A 21677-nucleotide genomic window follows, 5' to 3' on the forward strand; every position below is an offset into this window, starting at 1 on the left:
TTAAAGATAATACAAACTTACTATAAATCAACTAACTAACTCATTTAACTAACTCGAATAATATAACACCTACTCAATTTAAAACATGCTTACCAAACCAAGGAGGAAATAATCATGACTATTCAAACAGCAGGTATTCACCATATTACAGCTTTCGCAGGAGATCCACAGGCCAACGTTGATTTTTATGCCGGAGTTCTGGGACTTCGTCTCGTGAAAAAAACAATCAACTTCGATGCACCTGATATATATCATCTGTATTTTGGCGATGAACACGGAAGCCCAGGTACCATCATTACCTTCTTCCCATCCGCTGGATCACCACGGGGCAAAATTGGCGGAGGTCAGGTCGGCATCACTTCCTATGTCATTCCTCCTGGGTCGATTGGCTTCTGGCAGAATCGTCTGGAACAGTATAACATTGAGGTAACCAAAACAAGTCGCTTCAATGAAAACCTGCTTCAATTCGAAGATGGCGAAGGCCTGCGGCTTGAGCTTGTTGAACGGGAAGAGGGAGCAACCAGCACTTGGGCGCACGAGGGCATTCCAACAGATAAAGCAATCAAAGGCTTCGGTGGTGCTGTCCTGTTCAGTGTTAACCCGCAAAGAACGATGGATGCTCTTGAGAAAATTTTGGGATTTGTCAGAGTAAGTGAAAATGAAGAGTATGCTCGTTTCCGGTCCAGCGGGGATATCGGTAATGTCGTAGATGTTCCAGTGACCCGTATGGCTCTGGGTATGGGTGGCGCAGGTACCGTGCACCATATTGCATGGCGCGCCAAAGACGATGAAGAGCATGCACAGTGGAGTGAAGCTGTACGTGATTACGGTTACCAACCGACTCCAGTTCGGGATCGTCAGTACTTTAACGCAATCTACTTCAGAGAAGCTGGCGGCATTCTGTTCGAAATTGCTACAGATCCTCCGGGTTTTGCCAAAGATGAACCTGCTGATTCGCTTGGACAAAAATTGATGCTGCCAGAGTGGTTTGAGAAATACCGCCCTCAAATTGAGGACAATCTGCAACCGATCGTGGTAAGAACACTCGTACCTGCTACAGCTGCGAATTAATAAGAGTTCTAGAAAAAACCTGAAAAAGCGAAGCGTTCGCCTAAAAGCTTTCTGAAAGAAAGCTACATCGGAAGCATATGCTATCCCCGGATTTTCCCTTAGGAAAAGGGAATCGAAAAATCTGGGGATAACAGCGATTGGAGGGTTATTCGGTCATCGAAGTGTATGTGTAAATGAAAAACCTAAAGGAGCAACGAAGGATGATGGAGAAAAAGGTTACCTGGCTGGAGCTGTTTTACGATCTGCTCTTTGTAGCAGCGGTCTCCAAAGCGGGTCATGTCTTGTTACATGCCGAACACGGAGTAATTACGTTTGAATATTTAATGAAGTTTGTGCTTATTTTTATCCCTGTTTGGTGGGCATGGGTCGGTCAGACCTTGTTTATTAACCGCTATGGTCAAGATATCCTGATCCATCGAATATTCCTCATCCTTCAGCTTCTGTCCGTTATGGTCATGACGGCAAGCCTCTCTACCCATTTTGACCAATACTATCTGTCCTTCTTCATTGGATATATCGGCTCACGGGCATTTACGGCGATTCAGTATCTGACGGCTCACAAGTCAAAAGGCGAGCATCAGCAGCAAGCGGCTCGTTACCTGGGTATCTGTTTCCTTATTGGCATATTGATCTCATCAGGTTCATTGTTCTTCGATTCCTGGTTACGCTACGTGATTTTGTATGCGGGGATTGCCGTGGACATCGTGCTTCCGCTGATCGGACGCAAAAATCTGGTAAAGGTACCGGTTCAGACCCATCACTTGTTGGAACGTTTCGCGCTCTTTACACTTATCCTGCTGGGTGAATCGGTGGTAAGCATTATCGCGGTGCTGCAAGCCGATCATTGGGATATGAAATCCATCTTGTTTGCCGCCTTTACGTCCATCTTTGTCATTGCGATATGGTGGCAATACTTCGACAACGTGGAGAAAAAGGTCAGCAAAGAGATTCAGACTGCCGGGCAAGCGATCATATACGGCCATCTGTTCATCTACATCTCCATGAGTATGATCGCTGCCTCAATTCAGCTGTTATATCAGAATCAGTTAAACTATGTGTTCATGCTGGGGTTTGTATTTGGATCAGCGTTACTGTATTTCTTGTCGACATCACTTGTGTTCCATCGTTACAGACACGCACATCTACGACTCCGGCCACGTCATCTGGCAGTCATGGTGGGGTTACTGGTGGCATTTGTCCTTGTGGATCTGGTCTACCGGGTTCCTGCTTATGTGATCATGGGCGAAGACATGTTATTCTTCCTGGTGTATGCGAAACTTACGACTTGATATAAGTAAAATAAAATGAAGAAAAGTCACGGACAATAGGTGTCCGTGGCTTTTTATTATGCCGCTAATTCTGGACATTTTTTAATAATATAAATAAAGCACAAATCTAATTTAATTTCTTCGGTAGAATCTGTTAATATGAGACTATGTACAAGTGAATCTACCAGATCATAGAATATCTTTTTATAAAATGAGTGTACGTTTTGTTATATAAATTGAACTAAACATTTACACGAAACGGAGAGGACAGAAAAAACCTGAAGAAGCGAAAGCGTTCGCCTTTATCCCCGGATTTTCCCCATATAAGGGGGATTCATAAAATCTGGGGATAACAGCGATCGGAAGGTTATTCTGTCATCGGAGTGTCCAGTGTAAATATTCTTTAGTTCAATTTATATAGTTCATTTTATATATAGCGATTCGTAGGTATGGGGATGACAATCAGGAGGGAAATCATTGAGCACACATCAAATCGGAGTTCCATTGGAAGGGTTTGCAGAGTTTAGTCGTACGGTTGCCGCTGAAGGAGCCGTTTTACTCAGAAATGAAGGCCAAGTGCTTCCACTTCGTAAAAACGAAAACGTTTCAGTTTTTGGACGGATTCAAGTCAATTATTATCGGAGCGGCACGGGTTCAGGCGGTAGTGTTCATGTGGCCTACACAACGAATCTATTGGATGGTCTGCGCAGCAAGAAGAATATTACTGTTAATGAAGAGCTGGCAGCTGTCTATGAGAAGTGGATTGAGGAAAATCCATTTGATGATGGCGGAAAAGTATGGGCGGCCGAGCCATGGAATCAGAAAGAAATGCCTTTGACGGATGAACTGGTTGCACAGGCTAGAAGCAAATCCAGCAAAGCCATTATCGTGATTGGACGTACAGCAGGAGAAGACCAGGATAATGCGGATGCGCCAGGAAGTTACCAACTGACAGAAGATGAGAAAGCGATGTTGAAGCAAGTTACTTCGCAATTTGAACACACAATCGTTGTGTTGAATGTCTCAAATATCATCGACATGAGCTGGTTAAACGAAACGTATCTACATCCAATCCAAGGTGTAATTTACTCCTGGCATGGTGGTATGGAGGGTGGTAATGCGATTGCCGATGTGCTGGCGGGGGACGTTACACCAAGCGGTAAACTGACAGATACGATTGCATATTCCATTGAAGATTACCCTTCGACAAGCAACTACGGTAATGAGTTCAAGAACCTCTATCAGGAAGATATCTATGTAGGTTATCGTTATTTCGAAACGTTTCGACCTGAGCGCGTTCAGTTTGAATTCGGTTACGGCCTGTCTTATACGACGTTTTTTGCCCAGCACGAAGAAGCACAATCAGTGTCCAAAGACGGTGAAACCTACATTGAAGTTCGTGTCAATGTGACCAACTCAGGCACAACATATGCGGGCAAAGAGGTTGTGCAGGTCTACTATGAAGCACCACAAGGCAAACTGGGACAACCGGTGAAGGCGTTGGTGGCTTTTGGCAAAACAGGATTGTTGCAGCCGGGCGAGTCAGAACTTCTGACGATCAGCTTCCCGATCCATGCCATGGCATCTTACGATGATGCGGGTGTTACAGGTCTTGCTTCCGCGTACGTATTGGAAGAAGGCACATACCGACTGCACGTAGGAACCAGTGTGAAACAAGTGCAGCATATCAGCATTGATGGCCAGGATGGATATGTGATTGAATCCCTTCAATTGGTGGAGCAACTGCAAGAAGCGATGGCCCCAACTGAAGATTTTACACGGATGAAACCAGGTACGCGCAAGGAAGATGGATCTTATGAACTGACTTATGCAGAAGTACCGAAACGTAAGATATCCATGGCAAACCGGATCGAGCAGAATCTCCCGCAAACGCTGGAGCAGACAGGTAATCAGGGCCACAAGCTGAGTGACGTTAAGGCTGGCAAAGTGAGTCTGGAAACCTTCATCGCTCAACTGAGTGATCAGGATCTGGCGGCGATTGTCCGTGGCGAAGGCATGAGCAGTCCGCTCGTTACTTCGGGAACAGCATCTGCATTTGGTGGTGTCAGCGACAGCCTGTTTAACTACGGTATTCCGGTAGCATGTACGGCAGATGGCCCGTCCGGTATTCGTATGGATAGTGGCGAGAAGGCAACACAGGTATCCATTGGTACGTTGCTTGCCGCGACATGGAACAAGGATCTTGTTGAAGAGTTGTATGTGATGGAAGGACAGGAATTGCTGAGAAATCAGGTGGATACCCTGCTCGGACCTGGACTAAATATCCGCCGGAGCCCGCTCAATGGCCGGAACTTTGAGTACTTCTCCGAAGATCCGCTGATCTCGGGTGTATTTGCCGCAGCATGTACGAAAGGTATCATGAAGGGTGGTTCCAATGCCACACTGAAACACTTTGCCTGCAACAATCAGGAGAAACACCGCAGTAAAGTAGATGCTGTTGTCTCCGAACGTGCACTGCGTGAAATTTACCTGAAAGGGTTCGAAATCGCTGTAAAAGAAGGCGGAGCGAACTCCATCATGACTTCCTACAACCCGGTTAACGGGCACTGGGCGGCATCCAATTACGACCTGAATACGACGATCCTGCGCGGCGAATGGAATTTCGAGGGTATCGTCATGACCGACTGGTGGGCGATTATGAACGATGTGACCGAGGGTGGAGAAGCTGATCGCAAATACACGAACTGGATGATTCGTGCGCAGAATGATCTCTACATGGTTGTACCGAACTACGGCGCAGAGATTAATGGCTGGGACGACAACACGATTGAATCCTTGGAAAATGGAACATTGACTCGCGGAGAACTGCAACGTTCCGCGATTAACATCTGCAAGTTCATCATGAATGCACCGGTGTCCGGTAGAAAACATGAGATCGTGGAGAACGTTGCTTCGTTCCAAGCGAATGCATCCCTATCTGCTGCAAAAGCTCAGGCGCTGGTTGAAAACGCACAGGTGAAACCTGCGGTAGCTGAACCTGTCTACATGAAAGTGGATGAGGCAGGCCATTATCGAATTATCGTACAGATCATGTCCCCTGAGCCGGAACTGGCTCAAAGTGCATGTAACCTGCTCCTGAATGATCAGTTGGTGACCACCATCCAAACGAATGGTACAGAAGGCAAATGGATCAGACAGAAACTTGTCAAAGTAGATCTTGAAGCAGGACTGTATGAATTGAAACTGGACTTTACGAAACCAGGTCTCCAGATTGACTGGATCGAATTCAAACAGGTGTAGAAGATAATCGGGAATATCAGGTGATAAGAGCAATCGAAAGGTTGTTCTGTCATCAAAAGTAGAATACATTGGTATAAGACAAAGGACACTGTACGCGGGTGTCCTTTGTTGTAACACAGAATAGCTACTGTTATGATAGTGTTATGAGATTCGTAGTTCTGAACAATGGGGTCAGGGGTGTTGCGAGGAATGAGAAATTATAATTTTTTGAGTCCAATCCTGCTGGTTGTGGTGGCGCTGATTGTAAGAGGCCTGGTGACTAACCTGGGAGTTCTTTTCGGATTATCACAAGAAGTGGCGAGTAATATTGCCATGATAGCCATGATTATTGCTGCACTGATTATGTTTAATCGAATGACGAAGGCTCGGCGCAGAAAATAGAAAAAGCTCGGATAACCAGAAGGTTATCCAAGACACGAAGACACCCTCGGGGTGTCTTTTTTTGTATTGACGTTCTGATCCTAACGTTTTAGACTATTGCTAATAAATAATAACATTAATAATAACGAAAATAACAAAATGATCAGACGAAGTACATGAAATCCGTTGCGCTCTCTATTTGCTAGCCCATTCCGGTCCCCAAAGGAGAATCCAATCATGAAGATCATTGCCGACAAACCATATATTGTTCAGGACGGCCAGCCTTTGCAGATTGTCATCTGGAAGCTGACCGTCTTCAGATAATGATGAAGAAGGACCGCAGGAGCGCTGATGAAGCGTTCAGTCGGTCCTTTATGTCATGGATCAGGCTGTGTGCCGTTCGAGTGATGTCTATCGATACGGGTTAACGATGCGAGGGTTGGGTGAGAATACGGGATTGCAATCTCGGAAGTATCTACTTACGACATAATGTCCTGCTGATGATCACCTTAATACGCTGGAATAATCTACGATGAAGTGAAGGGAGCTACATTATGGAAAGACAGCCTGTATTGGAAGTCATCGCTGTAGATGCGGCAGATGCCAAAGCAGCTGAGGAGGGAGGGGCTGATCGGATTGAGCTGGTGTCTGCGATGTCTGAAGGAGGACTTACCCCCAGTTATGGCGTCATGGAGCATGTGGTGTCCCAGGTATCCATTCCGGTGTATGTCATGATCCGTCCCCATAGCCGCTCGTTCCGCTATAGCGCAGATGACATTCACGCCATGACCCGGGATGTACGCGTGGCGAGGGAACTTGGAGCCACTGGCATTGTGATCGGCGCCCTCACCGGAAATGGTGAAGTCGACCTCATATCCTTGCAATCATGTATGGCCGAAGCTCAGGGTTTGGGCGTTACGTTTCATCGTGCAATTGATGTGAGCACAAGCTTGACTGAGGCGCTCAAGGCCATTAACACATTGGGCAACGTGGAGCGTGTGCTTACATCGGGAGGGAAACAGACAGCGCCTGAAGCCATACTGGAACTGAAACAGCTTCAGCAATTGGGGCAAACCTTGAACATCGCTGTCATGGCAGGGTCGGGGGTCACCATAGAGGGAATTCAAACGCTAGTGAGACAGACGGGTATCCCAGAGATACATATGGGATCAGGCGTGAGGTACAAAGGTAGCTTTAATTATCCCATTGATCCACATTTGGTTGAAGAAGCCAAGCAGCAGTTATTGCTTGCATCACAGCCATTCATGGACAGTAGTGTACTGAGTAGCAGTCCAAGCAAGGGTGGTCCAATGATATAGGGATGCGCTAAATAAAAGGAGTGATACGCCATGAATTATGAACTGCAACCAGCCGAATGGATTAAGTCCGCAGCACAGGTCAGCCCATCCGAACGCCAGCTGAGATGGCAGGAGATGGAGTTCTACGCGTTTATTCATTTTACGGTAAATACATTTACGGATCAGGAATGGGGCACTGGGGAGGAAGACCCGGCGATTTTCAATCCTTCTGAACTGAGCGCAGCGCAATGGGTGCAGGCGTGCAAGGCTGCCGGGATGAAGGGGCTGATTCTGACATGTAAGCATCATGATGGATTTTGTTTGTGGCCAAGTCAGTTTACAGCGCATACGGTCGCGGCTAGTCCGTGGAGGAACGGTACGGGGGATTTGGTTCGGGAAGTCGCTGATGCCTGCCGTCAGGGTGGATTGAAGTTTGGCGTGTACCTGTCTCCTTGGGATCGGCATGAAGCCTCTTACGGAGATTCGGAGAGGTATAACGAGTTTTTCCTCCATCAGTTGCGCGAGCTGCTCACGAATTATGGCGACATCTTCTGTGTATGGTTTGATGGTGCATGTGGTGAGGGTCCGAATGGCAAAAGGCAGGTCTATGACTGGGACACCTATTATGCGCTTATTCGTGAACTTCAGCCCGAAGCTGTCATCTCGGTATGTGGCCCGGATGTTCGCTGGTGTGGCAATGAGGCGGGGCATACACGGGAATCGGAATGGAGTGTTGTGCCAGCGCATATGCAGGATAATGAGAAGATTCAGGAGCAATCACAACAGGTGGATGATGGTGAGTTTGCAACAAGAGTCAATACACAGGACAGTGATTTGGGAAGCCGAGAGGTCATTCGTTCCCAAGGTGACCAACTGATCTGGTACCCTGCCGAGGTGAATACCTCAATTCGCCCAGGATGGTTCTATCATGCCAGTGAAGATGATCAGGTCAAAACACTGGAAGAACTGCTCGCCGTCTATTACGGCGCAGTGGGGGGCAACGCTACCTTTTTACTCAATCTGCCACCGGATACGCGTGGTCTCATTCACGAAACGGATGTCGAGCGACTACAGGAATTGGGAGATTCGCTGCGCACCATTTTTCAGGAAAATTTCGCCTTGCAGGCGCTGGTAAAAGCATCGGAGACGATGGATGAACAACATGCCGTATCGGAAGTGCTGACGGAACGACGGGATACGTATTGGTGTCCTCACGAAGGAACGGAACAGGCCTGGATCGAGCTGGATTTGCAGGAAGAACGATCGTTTGACCGGGTGGTGCTGATGGAACATATCCAGACAGGCCAACGGATTGAGCGTTTTACACTGGAGTCACTGAGAGCAGATGGTGGTTGGGAAGAGTTCTACAAGGGGACGGTGGTGGGGTATAAGCGAATATGCTGTTTCCCACAGGTCACATCGAGAAAGATGCGTTTAAGCATTCATGAATCCAGATGGTGCCCTACGTTGTCCGGGTTAGGCATATATCTGAGCGAGCGGGGAGGGGTGTAACATGGCCTTGCTAACGTATAAAGGTTCACAGTTCATGTATGATGGCGAGCCCATTCGGATTTTGTCGGGTGCAATCCATTATTTCAGAGTGGTCCCCGACTATTGGGAGGATCGGTTACTCAAGCTGAAAGCCTGCGGTTTCAATACGGTGGAGACGTATGTGCCATGGAATGTTCATGAGCCGCAGCCGGGGCAGTATTGTTTTGAAGGCATGGCTGATTTGGAATGTTTTATTCGCATTGCGGGAGATGTGGGCCTGCATGTGATTGTTCGCCCAAGTCCTTATATATGTGCCGAGTGGGAGTTTGGCGGATTACCTGCCTGGCTGCTTGCCGATGATGAAATTCGTCTGCGGTGTAGTGATGCAAAATTTCTGGAGAATGTGGATCGTTATTATGATGTGCTTTTGCCCAAGTTGAAACCTCTTCTGAGCACCCATGGCGGGCCGATCATTGCAATGCAGATTGAAAATGAGTACGGCAGCTTCGGGAACGACGCGAGTTACCTGCAATATTTACGTGATGGCATGGTGGAGCGCGGTATGGATGTGTTGTTATTTACCTCGGACGGACCGACTGACCACATGCTGCAAGCAGGATCGGTACCGGGGCATCTGGCTACGGTCAATTTTGGATCAGGGACGCAGGGAGCGTTCGCCAAGTTGCGTGAATATCAGGCGGACGAACCTTTGATGTGCATGGAGTACTGGAACGGCTGGTTCGATCACTGGGGTGAGTCACATCACACCCGAGAAGCCACAGATGTGGCTGGTGTGTTTGAGGAGATGCTTCGAACAGGAGCTTCAGTCAACTTTTATATGTTCCACGGCGGAACGAACTTTGGATTTTATAACGGGGCGAACTGTCAGCAGAAGGATCAATACGAACCCACAATTACAAGTTACGACTATGATTCACTGCTCAGTGAATCCGGGGAGCCGACAGCGAAGTTCCATGCGGTGAGGGACCTTATTGCTCAGTATAGCGGCGAAGATCTGGGTGAGCTTGTGCTACCAAAATCGAAGGGGACTATCGCCTATGGGCGGGTGGAGTTGACCCAACAGGCGTCATTACTGGCGCAGATGGACCGGATATCAGCCCCGGTGCAGCGTACGAATCCGGAACCAATGGAGAAGCTGGGTCAGGATTATGGCTTTATTTGTTATCAGACCCGAATATCCGGGCCCAGGGAGCGACAGGAACTGGTGGTTCAGGAGGTGCATGATCGTGCGCTTGTGTTTGTTGATGGGCAATTTCAAGGTGTGTTCGAACGGGGAAATACGGAATTATCGATTTCCTTTGAAGTGCCGCCAGAGGGCGCAGATCTATTGATCCTTGTTGAAAATATGGGGCGAATCAACTATGGCCCATATCTGAGAGATCCGAAGGGGATTACGGAGGGTGTGCGACATGGTTTTCAATTTTTATATGATTGGACGATTCATTGTCTGCCATTAACTGATCTGTCGGGTTTGCAATTTAGTGATGTGATTAGCGAAGCAATTAACGAAACAGTTAATGAAGTAAAGGGACCAGCATTTTATCGAGGAGAGTTTAATATCACGGATGTAAGAGATACTTTTCTGCGACTGGATAGCTGGACCAAGGGAGTTGTATTTGTAAACGGATTCAATCTGGGTCGATACTGGAATAAAGGTCCGCAAAAAACATTGTATGTACCTGCTCCGCTCCTTCACGAAGGTGAGAATGAAATCATCGTATTCGAGCTTCATCAGACGGCTGATCAGGCCGTAACGTTTGTGGATACACCGGATTTGGGCTAGAAAAAGGAAAATAGTAGAGCCAAACGATTATTGAGAATTGTCGTGTCCGCCGGAAAAAGGTATACGTTGGGTATGGACATTGACTAGGGCGTGTCTGAAAACTCCGAAGGACGCAGATTTTGCCGAATTTTCGTTCCAAGCAAGGAAATTTTCCGCAGGCGTGCCGGGGCACGTCAAGGGAAAGTGACGCAGTAGGGGGCGAAAAGGTGGTAAAAGATGCACTTCAGTGAGTTTTGAGACACGTCCTACAGGAGAGGATGAGGGAAAATGAAAGTTGGACTCAGCACCTACAGTCTGCAACAAGCACTAGATCGCAAAGAATTGACCGTACCGGATGCCATTCGTTGGATCGCCGATCAGGGCGGGGAACATGTGGAGATTGTGCCGATGGGATTCAATCTGATCGATAACCCGGAGTTAATTGATGAGATTAAAGCTGTGGCAAAAGAGGTAGGCATCGACATTTCCAATTATGCCATCGGCGCTAACTTTGCTGTGCAGGAGGACGCCGAAGCGTTGGAGCAAGAGATCCAGAATGTGATGCGACATGTGGATGTGGCTGCAGCGCTCGGCGTGAAGTTGATGCGTCATGACGTGGCTTTTCGCCCTGCACCAGAAGGAACCGTAGCACAGTTCGAGATCGACCTACCGGAACTGGTGAAAGCCTGTCAGCGGATAGCCGATTATGCAGCAGGTTTTGGAATCACAACAAGCGTCGAGAACCATGGGTACTATGTGCAGTCGAGTGAGCGAATTCAGCGTTTGTTACACGAAACAGCGCGGAGCAACTTCAAGACCACACTGGATGTGGGCAATTTCCTCTGCGTGGATGAAGATCCGGTGAGTGCCGTAAAAAATAACATTCCGTATGCGTCGATAGTGCACGCCAAAGACTTCTACTGGAGACCTTCCTACCGGAACCCCGGTGAAGGCTGGTTCCAAACCTCGCATGGCAATTACTTGCGGGGTGCCATTGTGGGCCATGGCGATATCGACATGCCTGAGGTGTTCCGTGTGTTGAAACAATCCGGGTATGACGGATATATCTCGGTAGAATTTGAAGGCATGGAAGATTGCAAAACGGCCTCACGCATTGCGATGGATAACGTCCGCCGCCTATGGGAAGAGGCATAGGGCTGAGTACTTGTTTTAAATGAAATATGACTTGTTACGTATGGTTCAAACAGAAAGTTAGTTCAGTCAGGAAAAGTAGTGGAGGGGGCGAAATCGATTCTGAAGAAACGAAGTGTTCGCCTTTATCACCGGATTTCCCCTTTGCAATAAGGGGATTAAAGAAATCTGGGGATAAGAGCGATCGGAAGAACGATTCGCAACCGGAACGTCTACCCGCTGGACGTCAATTATTTTATTTATGGAGGAATCAGCACTATGTCCAAATTGAAAGTCGCCGTCATCGGTGCAGGATCCATATCCGATTGCCATTTGCAAGCCTACGCTAGTAACCCTGACGTTGAAATATACGCTATCTGTGACCTGAATGAAGCACGTGCCACAGAAGTGGCAAAGCAATATGATGCACCTCATGTGTTTACCGATTACAAAGAATTACTCGCACTGCCCGAGATTCATTCCGTCAGCATCTGCACATGGAACGACTCCCATGCGGAGATTAGTATTGCTGCCATGGACGCGGGCAAAAACGTGCTGTGTGAGAAACCACTCTGCCAAACGGTGGAGGATGCCCTCGAAGTAGAAAAAGCGGTCCATCGCAGCGGAAAGTTGCTACAAGTTGGTTTTGTTCGCCGCTATAGCGACAATGCACAAATTCTGAAGAAGTTCATCGACGAGGGTGAACTGGGCGAGATCTATTATGCCAAAGCCTCCAGTCTGCGTCGTCTGGGCAATCCGGGTGGCTGGTTCTCGGATGTCAAACGCTCCGGCGGCGGCCCGCTGATTGATATCGGGGTGCATGTGATCGACATTTGCTGGTATCTGATGGGTAGACCGAAGGTGAAATCCGTCTCCGCTAACGTGTCCAACCGATTGGGGAACCGTTCGAACATTAACAATCTGTCGTTCTACAAAGCAGCGGACTATGACGCGGAGCAAAACACCGTAGAGGATATGGCAAATGCCCTGATTCGTTTCGAGAACGGCGCGAGCCTGCTCGTGGATGTCAGTTTCACGCTCCATGCCAAAGCGGATGAGACTTCGGTCAAACTATATGGCGACAAAGGCGGTGCCGAGCTGGAGCCGGAAATTTCGATCATCGGTGAGAAATTCAACACCATTTTGAACATGACTCCACAGGTAGATTTCAAATCATTCGACTTTATGGGTTCGTTCCGCAATGAAATCAACCATTTTATCGATAGTACACAGGGCCGCAAAGAAACACTTAGCCCCGTCGAGGACGGCGTCGAAGTGATGAAAATGCTCTGTGCCATCTACGAATCAGCCCGTCAAGGCCGCGAAATCACGCTGTAAAAGGAGCATTGCATAGCGTTGTTACGCTACGTAGATACTTTACTACTCCCGTGGCATTAAAAGTTATGAGCACATCGCTTCGCTCCTTTTCAATGAAAAGCTCCGCTCCGGGCGGGTGTGGATTCGTCCTCTCCGCTTGCGGTTGGAGCAGAGCATGGAGCGAGCGCTAACGAATCTGAGGCGTCTTATTCAAGGATTCGAAGCGCTAGCAGAAATCTAAGGAACCTGACACACGCTATATCAGAATAAGCAGCAGTTTACAGCGTTTTTACCACCTAATTTCGGAAAATAACGTGTCTGATGTTCCTTACAATTTAAAAAGTGGACCTAAGGACCAAATAAGACGTTCTATGTTCCTTAGAAAATTCTCTACCTATTCACCAGGATCAGCCGCTTGTATTCCCTATAGAAACGAGGGGAATAAGGGGTTCCATAGTGATTGAAGATGGCACCGCACTCGAAATAACAAAGTTACTAAGCCCCTTAATAGTTAAACTAGCGTTTACGCCAAAACGGAGAGTGCAGAACCAATCTGAAGAAGCGAAGCGCTCGCCTTTATCAACGGATTTCCAACAATTATAAAGTGAAATAAGAGAAATCAGGGGATAACAGCGATCGAAAGATGGTACTGCACTCGGAGTGACCAGGCGTAACATGCATGGTTTATCTTTTATCCAATCCAGAGGAGATGAAACAGGATGAGCGAAGCCAAAGAAACCGTACTGGAGCAGGAAGAGCAGATTGTCGAAGCCGGCGTGCACAATTTTAGCAAAGAGGATGAATGGATCAAACCGGAAGATCCGCTGCTGAATGAGCGGCTGGAGTGGTTCAAGGATCAGAAGCTGGGGTTGATGATGCACTGGGGACCGTATTCCCAGCTTGGCCTCGTGGAATCTTGGGCGCTGAGCGACGAAGATGGCGATTGGTCGCGCGATGACATCGACTGGACGGATGACATGGAAGATTTCAAACGGGAATATTTCGATCTGAACAAAACCTTCAATCCGATTCGCTTCCAGCCCGAGGAATGGGCACAGATGGCGGCAGATAACGGGTTCAAATACTTCCTGTTCACCACCAAACACCATGACGGTTTTTGCATGTGGGATACCAAGACGACGGATTACCGGATTACGGGTAAGGACACGCCTTTTCATACCCATAAGTATGCAGACATCTGTCGAGCGCTATTTGACGCTTTCCGGGCCAAAGGACTCGGCATCTCAGCGTACTTCTCCAAAGCGGACTGGCATACCCCTTATTACTGGGCACCGGGCATGGAGCGTGGACGTCATATGTGGCGCGGCCCTTCGTATGATCCCCATAAGTATCCGTGGCTGTGGGAGAAATTTGTGGAGTTCACACATGAGCAGATCATGGAGCTGCTGACGAATTACGGGCGAATCGAATGTCTGTGGCTGGATGCCGGCTGGGTGCGCGAAGGTCGCCATGGTCAGGATATCAGGCTTGGAGAAGTCGTGGAACGGGCACGTCAGACCACACAACCTTGGCTCCTGTCCGCAGATCGCACTGTCGGTGGACCGTATGAGAATATCGTTACCCCCGAGCAGACCATACCGGAACATCCGATGAACATTCCATGGGAGAGCTGTATTACGGTGGGGAACTCCTTTGCCTTCGGATTCGATGATCAGTATAAAACGGGAAGACAGCTGGCACATATTCTACTCGAAGTTGTGTCCAAGGGCGGTAACCTGGCGCTGAATGTAGGACCACAACCGGATGGGCGTCTGCCAAAAGGGGCAATTCGAGGCATCAAGGGCCTCGGTGAATGGTTGGGTACTCATGGAGAAGGCGTCTATGGAACCCGGATATGCGGGCCTTATTTTACGAAAGATTGGGCTTTCACACAGAAAGAAGAGATCAACACCGTATATGCCTTCCGGATATACCGAAACGAGAATGAGACCGTACAACCACAGTTAATCATTCCTTATCTGGAAAAGGTAGAGCGGATCGAACTCGTCGGTAGCGATGACGTACTTTCGTATCAACAGACGGGAGACGGACTTCTCGTGGAACTGCCACAGTCCGCTACAACCAATGAAGCGCCGATCACACATACGTTCAGGCTGGTCACAAGCGCATAGAGGTTGTTCAAAAAGTCCCCAATTGATCACGAAGTAAACCACGAAGCGAACTCGACATCGAATCTTGCGTTCACCTTCGGAGTCCGGTGCTCATGTAGGTTTGCCTACACTCCGCTCCTCCTCCTTCAGGTTCTCGCAACCTTCTCGGTGCTGAATCGTTAACTTTTTGAACTTGCATGTAAGAATGCCATGTCAATTCCGGGGGAGATATAACCACCTCCGGGATTTTTTTATTCATACATAAGGAACACAATTCCCAATAGAAACGGCTCGCAATCGCTTGTCACACAAGGGTTTGTGGAATAAAGAGAAGTCGGAGAAAATTGCAAATTGATAAAAGTTTACCGTGCGATGTACTATCAAATTAAGAAAGCGCTACCTGATATGAATGTTTACATCATACTTGTTTAACAAGGAACTATGAACAGAAAAAAGGATGTTTAAGGGATGTAAATGTAATGTATTATTACACTTGAGGTGTAGAAGGAGTGACGCAAATGAGTCGAGCCACGGAAAGCATACCCGCCAAGATGGAACTCCAACAGAGGAAACATGTGGAGCCCAAGCGGCAGCATCCATTCATCAAAAGCCTCAAGAAACACTGGGAGCTCTACCTGCTCGTGCTGCCCCCGGTGTTGTATCTGTTGATCTTCAAGTACATCCCTATGGTGGGTGTACAGATCGCCTTCAAGGACTTCAGTGTGGTCAAAGGAATCTGGGGAAGCCCGTGGGTCGGATTCAAACATTTTGAGGCCTTCTTCCAATCTCCAAACTTCTGGCTGTTAATCAAAAACACGATAGGCATTAGCTTGTATTCCTTAATTGCGGGTTTCCCTATTCCGATCTTGCTGGCGCTGGCGCTGAATGAGATTCGAACGGGTTACTTCAAAAAGACCGTGCAGATGGTCACTTACGCTCCGCATTTTATCTCCACCGTTGTCATGGTATCCATTATCATTCTGATGCTCTCCCCGCATGTGGGCGTGGTAGACAAGCTGTTCACACTGCTCGGCTTCCCGATGACCAACTTCATGGGCATTCCGGAATACTTCAAATCGATCTATGTCTGGTCAGGTGTGTGGCAGGGCATGGGATATTCATCGATCATATATATCGCAGCTCTTGCTGGTGTTGATCCATCTCTCTATGAAGCAGCAAAGATGGACGGCGCATCAAGGCTTCGGAAAATATGGCACATCGACCTCCCATCGCTCGTTCCAGTCACCGTTATCATGCTGATTCTGAGTCTGGGCAGCATTATGGGTGTGGGCTTCGAGAAAATATACCTGATGCAGAATCCCCTCAACACAAGCGCTTCGGAGGTCATCTCCACGTATGTGTACAAGGTGGGTCTGATCGGGGCGAATTTCAGCTTCTCCTCGGCAGTAGGGTTCTTCAACTCCATTATCAACCTGATCCTGCTGGTTATCGTCAACGGCATATCGCGCAAAGTATCCCAGAACAGCTTGTGGTAAAGGAGGAGTTTATCCATGTTCAACCTGATTAATCGTAACCGGATCAAGGACCCACTCGGTGACCGCATTTTCATGACATTCAACTATATCTTTCTGTTCGCCATACTGCTAACAGTGTTTTATCCGCTTTTGTATATCATCAGTTCTTCATTCAGCTCTTCACGAGCCGTGACATCCGGTCAGGTGTGGCTGTTCCCGGTCGACTTTAACATCAAGGCGTACATCTCCATTTTCAAAAGCCAACAGCTTATGCTCGGTTTCTATAACACGATCATTTACACCGTGGTGGGCACGTTCATTAACGTGGTGCTGACCGTCATGCTGGCGTATCCTTTGTCACGAAAATCGTTTTATGGACGAGGGGCCATCATTATTTTCATGATGATCACGATGTTCTTTGATGGCGGTCTGATTCCCACCTACCTCTTGATGAAGGATTTGCACCTGCTCGATACACGTTGGGCGATGTGGCTGCCCGGGGCGCTCGCAGTATTCCAGGTAATCGTGGCAAGAACTTTCTTCCAATCTTCCATTCCGGAAGAACTCGGGGAGGCCGCGGAAATGGATGGTTGCCGGGATATCCGGTATCTGATCAGCGTAGTTCTTCCCTTATCAAAGCCCATTCTGGCAGTCATGACACTCATGTATGCCGTAGGTCACTGGAATGCGTACTTTGATGCATTGATCTACCTGCGTTCCGAGAAATTGTTCCCTCTACAATACGTGCTTCGCAATCTGCTTATCCTGAACGCGGCTGATCCGGCGATGCTCGCCAATACCAGCCAACAGATGCGGGACCAAGGGTTCGAGCAGGTGTTGAAATATGCACTGATTGTTGTCGCGAGCATTCCAATTCTGATCATGTATCCATTTGTACAGAAACATTTTGTTAAAGGGGTCATGGTTGGTTCCCTGAAAGGTTAATCCTTGTGAGTTAAGCCCGGTTGCCTCTTGAAAGGAGGTGGAAGGAACACGCCGGCTTCCGGGGTCGATTTTATACACGTGCAGTACAAGTCAATAATTTGCCGTTATGAACAAAAAGGAGGAGTCAGATTGAGAAAATCTTGGATTTCGATGTTGTTTCTGGTCTTTGCTTCGATGGCTTTGTTGTCCGCATGCAGTTCATCCGAGGAATCGGGTGGAAGTAGCGACGGTAGCGGGGAGAGCGGCGGTCCTGTAACCATGACCCTCTTTGCTCCGCAAGGCAAAGCGTCCATGGAAGAGAATGAATTCACCCAATTTATCGAAGACAAGTTCGACGTTACCCTAAAATGGGATCTGGCCCCAACGGACGCTTTGCAGGATCGCAGACAATTGCTGCTGGCTAGTGGTGATTATCCGGAAGTATTTCTTCACGGCAAGTTCACCACCTCAGACCTTCAAACCTATGGAAAACAGGGCGTGTTCCTTCCGCTACAAGATCTGATTCAGAAGTATGGTCCGAATCTGACCAAGATTATGGAAGAGAAACCATACTTCAAAGAAGCCATTACGGCACCGGACGGCAACATCTATGCGCTGCCTATCTTCAATGAATGTTACCACTGTACGTATGCACAGAAATACTGGATCAACACGGAATGGCTCGATAATCTGGCTCTGAAAATGCCAACCACAACTGATGAACTGTATACCGTTCTGAAGGCGTTTAAGACACAAGATCCAAACGGTAACGGGAAAGCGGACGAGATTCCACTTACAGGCGCACCGAACAAGTATGTATGGAATGGCAACATTGATGCCTACCTGATGAATAGCTTTATATACAATGATAACGACAAATACCTAATCGTGAACGATGGCAAGGTGAGTTTTGCCGCCAATCAGGAAGGCTGGAAGAAAGGGCTGGAGTACATGAACAAGCTCTATGCAGATGGCCTGATTGATCCGGCTTCCTTTACACAGAACGATCAGGCGATTGGACAGCTGGGCAACAAGGAAGGCGATGAAGTGGTCGGCTCCATTACAACGGCGCTGGTCAGTTATCTCGTGAATACTTATGACAAAGACATCACCCGTCATCAACACTGGGAGATCGTTCCTCCATTGAAAGGACCAGATGGAGTGCAGACGACAGGTGCCACACAGAGCGTAGGTGAGTTTGAGTTTGCCATCACGAACAAAGCGACAGAAGCACAGCAGATTGCCGCCATCAAAATCGTAGACTACATGTTCAGTGAAGAAGGTGCGCTGTACGCGGAGTACGGACCAACTGAAGGCAAGGGCTGGAAGAAGGCAGATGCCGATGAGAAAAACATCAATGGCGAGCCTGCCAAATACAGCTACTACAACCTGCCTGAGCGTGATCCGAACGTTGTTGTGAACGAGAGTTGGTCACAGATCGGAGCACATGACTTGTCCAACACATTCCGTAATCTGTTTGCGGAAGGACAGAATCCTTTAGAAGCAGAGGGTTATGGTACACGTCTGGCTCAAGCTACTAATGTGTATGAACCTTATGCACCCAAAGAAGTATACCCTGCGAACGTATTTATTCGTCCAGAGGATACGGAATCAGCTGCACAACTGACTACGGCCATCAAGGATTATGTGCAGACGAATATGGCACAGTTCATTATTGGCAGCAAGAGCATTGATAAGGAATGGGATTCGTATGTCAAAGGCTTTGATGGTCTCGGACTAAGTAATTACCTTGAGATCTACCAGCGTGCCATTGAGAAGAATCAATAATTGAAGGATTCAATATAGAGGCTGTCCCGTCTGTCACCCGTGACTGGGACGGTCTTCTCCTATGACAACCCCACGTCATCCGATATAATGTACTGAATATTTATGGAAAATTAGCGATCAGCACAGATGTTTGTCGTCATTCAGCATGAACAGTAACGGTGGGGGGATCTCGGAGATGAACAACAATTGGTTTAGACGTTTGCTGTTATCGTATCTGCCTGTTTTCTTTATTGTGACGACCATTTTATTCTTTATTTTCTTTCAAGTATTCAATGAACAGAACCGTAGAGAAGCGCTCAAGGCCAATGAATTTCTGGCCTCTCAGGTCACGCAATATCTGGACAACTCCCTGCGTTCCATCGACTTCAAGGTACTGCGTGAGATTTTGACCAACCCTAACTTGAAGAATTATTTCTCGGTATCTGGCAGCGATGATGTGTATGCCGGCATTCAGGCGGTCCAGGTGGTTGATGAATTGAAAATAGAGTATCCGCTGATTGATTCAATTTATCTCGTTCGATACGGGGATGGCACGGTCTTCAGTAACGGGAAGGCTGTTCCGATTGAAGAGTTCCCGGATGCAGACTTTATTGCAGATAGCCGGTCAAGGGATGAACAGAAGTGGGCAGGGGCACGAGCGTTCCGAGCTTTTCCTTCACAAGCGACGGAGCAGGTGATTACTATTGTGCGAAGTGTGGGGAACGGCAAAGGACTTGTGGTGACAAACGTGGACCTGACTACCCTGAGAAAATCCATTATGCAGATGTATGATCCGGAATTTACGTTTGTGAACATCTTCAACCGTTCGGGCGGCAATCTGTGGGATAGCAGCATGCCAGAAGGGGTTGCAGCTTCTACTAAAACCACGACTGGAGAAGTTTTCTCCGAATTTACATCGAGTTATAGCGGTTGGAAGGTGCAGACAGGTCTCAATAATGGAAAAATCGTCAAATGGACTCTGCAATTTTATAATATCTGGTTTGCCTTTGCTGTAGTGGTTGTGTTGATCGGGGTGGTGTGGGTGATCTACGTGACCCGTAGAAATTACAAGCCGATTCAGCAGATTGTCACGTTAATTCAGACCGTCTCTTCGCAGAAGCAATCGGGGCTAAACTATGGCAAGGAGAATGAGTTCCGATTCATCCATACAACGCTGGAACGCATGATTGATCAGACGAGACAATATCAGGAGGAGCATGAAGAGAATCTGATTTTGCAGAAAAAAATGTTCTTTCAGGAGTTGCTGGAGGGCACACGAGACTTTACGAGCACGGAGCTGACAGCGGAAATGAAGAAGTTCAAACTGCCTGAGCTGGAGCACCGTTGGGCCGTCATGGTAGTTGAAATGGATCGGTATGATGCATTTGTGACGGAGTATCATGATCAGGACCAATCCCTCCTGAAATTTGTGTTATCCAGTATCCTGCAGGAGAGTGCGCGTCATGAAGGAACGGAAGTATGGTCTGAATGGATCTCCGATCAGCGTCTGTACGCCATCCTCTGGATTCCGGCAATGGAACAGGCTGAGGAGACCGAGCATCGATTGCTTGCTGGTTATCTGGAAAGAATCGATCAGTATCTGAACTTCACCGTGACCATTGGTGTTGGTCGGGTTGCTGTTGATATTCGAGGGTTGAGAGCTTCATTGAAAGAAGCTGTGCACGCTTTGGAGTACAAGGCTGTACTGGGCATAAATCGCATCATTCCGTGTAGCGATGTGCCGAATTCGACCAATGATGTGTATGAGTTCCTGAAGACCATCTCACTGCTGGTACAGGCGATGCGTTTATCGGACGATGTGTGGGAAAGGCACTTTGAAAGACTCTTTGAACAAATCAGTGAGTCCGTTCTGTCCCGTCAGGAGATTATGAATACGATCCAATTGTTATTTCAACATTACAATCGGGAATTCGCCGAACTTCCACGAGAGTATCAGGAGTCATGGGCCGCTATATTCACCCCACTTCTTCCAAGGCTGGAGGGCTGGGAGACGTTAGACGATCTGCGTGAGCTGTGCTGGGAAGGGTTCAGAGAACTGGCGTTGCAGATGCAGACGCTGCATTGTTCCCGAAAACACAGATCGAATATTTTGGAGATTCGCAAATACATCGAAGAGCATTACAACAATCCTGATCTGTCACTGAACTACCTTAGTGATCTATTCGATATTAATCCGAAGTATCTGAGTAAGCTTTTCAAGGATGAGATTGGGGAGAAGTTTGTGGATCTGCTCATTAGTCATCGCATTGAAAAAGCCAAGCTGCTCATGCAGGAGACGGATAAGGCTATTCAGGATATCAGTGAGGAAGTGGGTTACACGAACTATAATTCCTTCAACCGGGCCTTCAAGAACGTGGTGGGTGTGGCACCAAGTGACTATCGCAAAGCCATGTGAGTGC

The 21677-nt window shown here is 47.9% G+C and carries 14 protein-coding genes; all 14 read left to right on the forward strand.

Going from position 1 to position 21677, the window contains the following annotated elements; genetic code table 11:
* Nucleotides 1–114 precede the first annotated feature (114 nt).
* The 14 genes from EL84_RS09415 to EL84_RS09480 all read left to right on the forward strand — a co-directional run bounded on the left by EL84_RS09415 (nucleotide 115) and on the right by EL84_RS09480 (nucleotide 21673).
* Nucleotides 115–1071, forward strand: coding sequence for a ring-cleaving dioxygenase (locus tag EL84_RS09415; RefSeq protein WP_047841487.1), 957 nt, complete (start codon nucleotides 115–117; stop codon nucleotides 1069–1071).
* Nucleotides 1072–1271: 200 nt separating this feature from the next.
* The gene (locus EL84_RS09420) at nucleotides 1272–2360 is read left to right on the forward strand and encodes a low temperature requirement protein A (RefSeq protein ID WP_047841488.1); all 1089 of its coding nucleotides are present in this window, start codon (nucleotides 1272–1274) and stop codon (nucleotides 2358–2360) included.
* Between the two features lie 456 nt (nucleotides 2361–2816).
* Nucleotides 2817–5600, forward strand: coding sequence for a glycoside hydrolase family 3 C-terminal domain-containing protein (locus EL84_RS09425; protein ID WP_047841489.1), 2784 nt, complete (start codon nucleotides 2817–2819; stop codon nucleotides 5598–5600).
* A 189-nt stretch (nucleotides 5601–5789) separates the two neighbouring features.
* Nucleotides 5790–5981 carry a hypothetical protein gene (locus EL84_RS09430; protein WP_017691199.1) on the forward strand — a complete coding sequence of 64 codons (192 nt, stop codon included), beginning with the start codon at nucleotides 5790–5792 and terminating at the stop codon, nucleotides 5979–5981.
* A 533-nt stretch (nucleotides 5982–6514) separates the two neighbouring features.
* Nucleotides 6515–7279 (forward strand): copper homeostasis protein CutC, encoded by a 765-nt coding sequence (locus tag EL84_RS09435; protein WP_053061437.1) that lies wholly within the window; start codon nucleotides 6515–6517, stop codon nucleotides 7277–7279.
* 30 nt (nucleotides 7280–7309) lie between these two features.
* Nucleotides 7310–8770, forward strand: coding sequence for an alpha-L-fucosidase (locus EL84_RS09440; protein ID WP_047841490.1), 1461 nt, complete (start codon nucleotides 7310–7312; stop codon nucleotides 8768–8770).
* A gap of 1 nt (nucleotide 8771) precedes the next feature.
* The gene (locus EL84_RS09445) at nucleotides 8772–10553 is read left to right on the forward strand and encodes a glycoside hydrolase family 35 protein (protein WP_047841491.1); all 1782 of its coding nucleotides are present in this window, start codon (nucleotides 8772–8774) and stop codon (nucleotides 10551–10553) included.
* Between the two features lie 267 nt (nucleotides 10554–10820).
* Nucleotides 10821–11687, forward strand: coding sequence for a sugar phosphate isomerase/epimerase family protein (locus EL84_RS09450; RefSeq protein WP_047841492.1), 867 nt, complete (start codon nucleotides 10821–10823; stop codon nucleotides 11685–11687).
* A gap of 255 nt (nucleotides 11688–11942) precedes the next feature.
* Entirely contained in the window at nucleotides 11943–13001 is a 1059-nt protein-coding gene (locus EL84_RS09455) for a Gfo/Idh/MocA family protein (RefSeq protein ID WP_047841493.1), read from the forward strand.
* Nucleotides 13002–13699: 698 nt separating this feature from the next.
* Nucleotides 13700–15112, forward strand: coding sequence for an alpha-L-fucosidase (locus EL84_RS09460; protein ID WP_047841494.1), 1413 nt, complete (start codon nucleotides 13700–13702; stop codon nucleotides 15110–15112).
* Between the two features lie 497 nt (nucleotides 15113–15609).
* Nucleotides 15610–16587: an ABC transporter permease gene (locus EL84_RS09465; RefSeq protein WP_047841495.1), complete on the forward strand. Its 978-nt coding sequence runs from the start codon at nucleotides 15610–15612 to the stop codon at nucleotides 16585–16587.
* A 15-nt stretch (nucleotides 16588–16602) separates the two neighbouring features.
* Nucleotides 16603–17511 carry a carbohydrate ABC transporter permease gene (locus EL84_RS09470; RefSeq protein ID WP_017691189.1) on the forward strand — a complete coding sequence of 303 codons (909 nt, stop codon included), beginning with the start codon at nucleotides 16603–16605 and terminating at the stop codon, nucleotides 17509–17511.
* A gap of 129 nt (nucleotides 17512–17640) precedes the next feature.
* On the forward strand, nucleotides 17641–19278 hold the full coding sequence (locus EL84_RS09475; protein ID WP_051447422.1) for an ABC transporter substrate-binding protein: 1638 nt from the start codon (nucleotides 17641–17643) through the stop codon (nucleotides 19276–19278).
* A 175-nt stretch (nucleotides 19279–19453) separates the two neighbouring features.
* Nucleotides 19454–21673 (forward strand): helix-turn-helix domain-containing protein, encoded by a 2220-nt coding sequence (locus EL84_RS09480; protein WP_047841496.1) that lies wholly within the window; start codon nucleotides 19454–19456, stop codon nucleotides 21671–21673.
* The last annotated feature ends 4 nt before the right edge of the window (nucleotides 21674–21677 follow it).

Origin of the sequence: Paenibacillus sp. VT-400 (assembly GCF_001029205.1) — a bacterium.
In the GTDB taxonomy this organism is placed as follows: Bacteria; Bacillota; Bacilli; order Paenibacillales; family Paenibacillaceae; genus Paenibacillus; species Paenibacillus amylolyticus.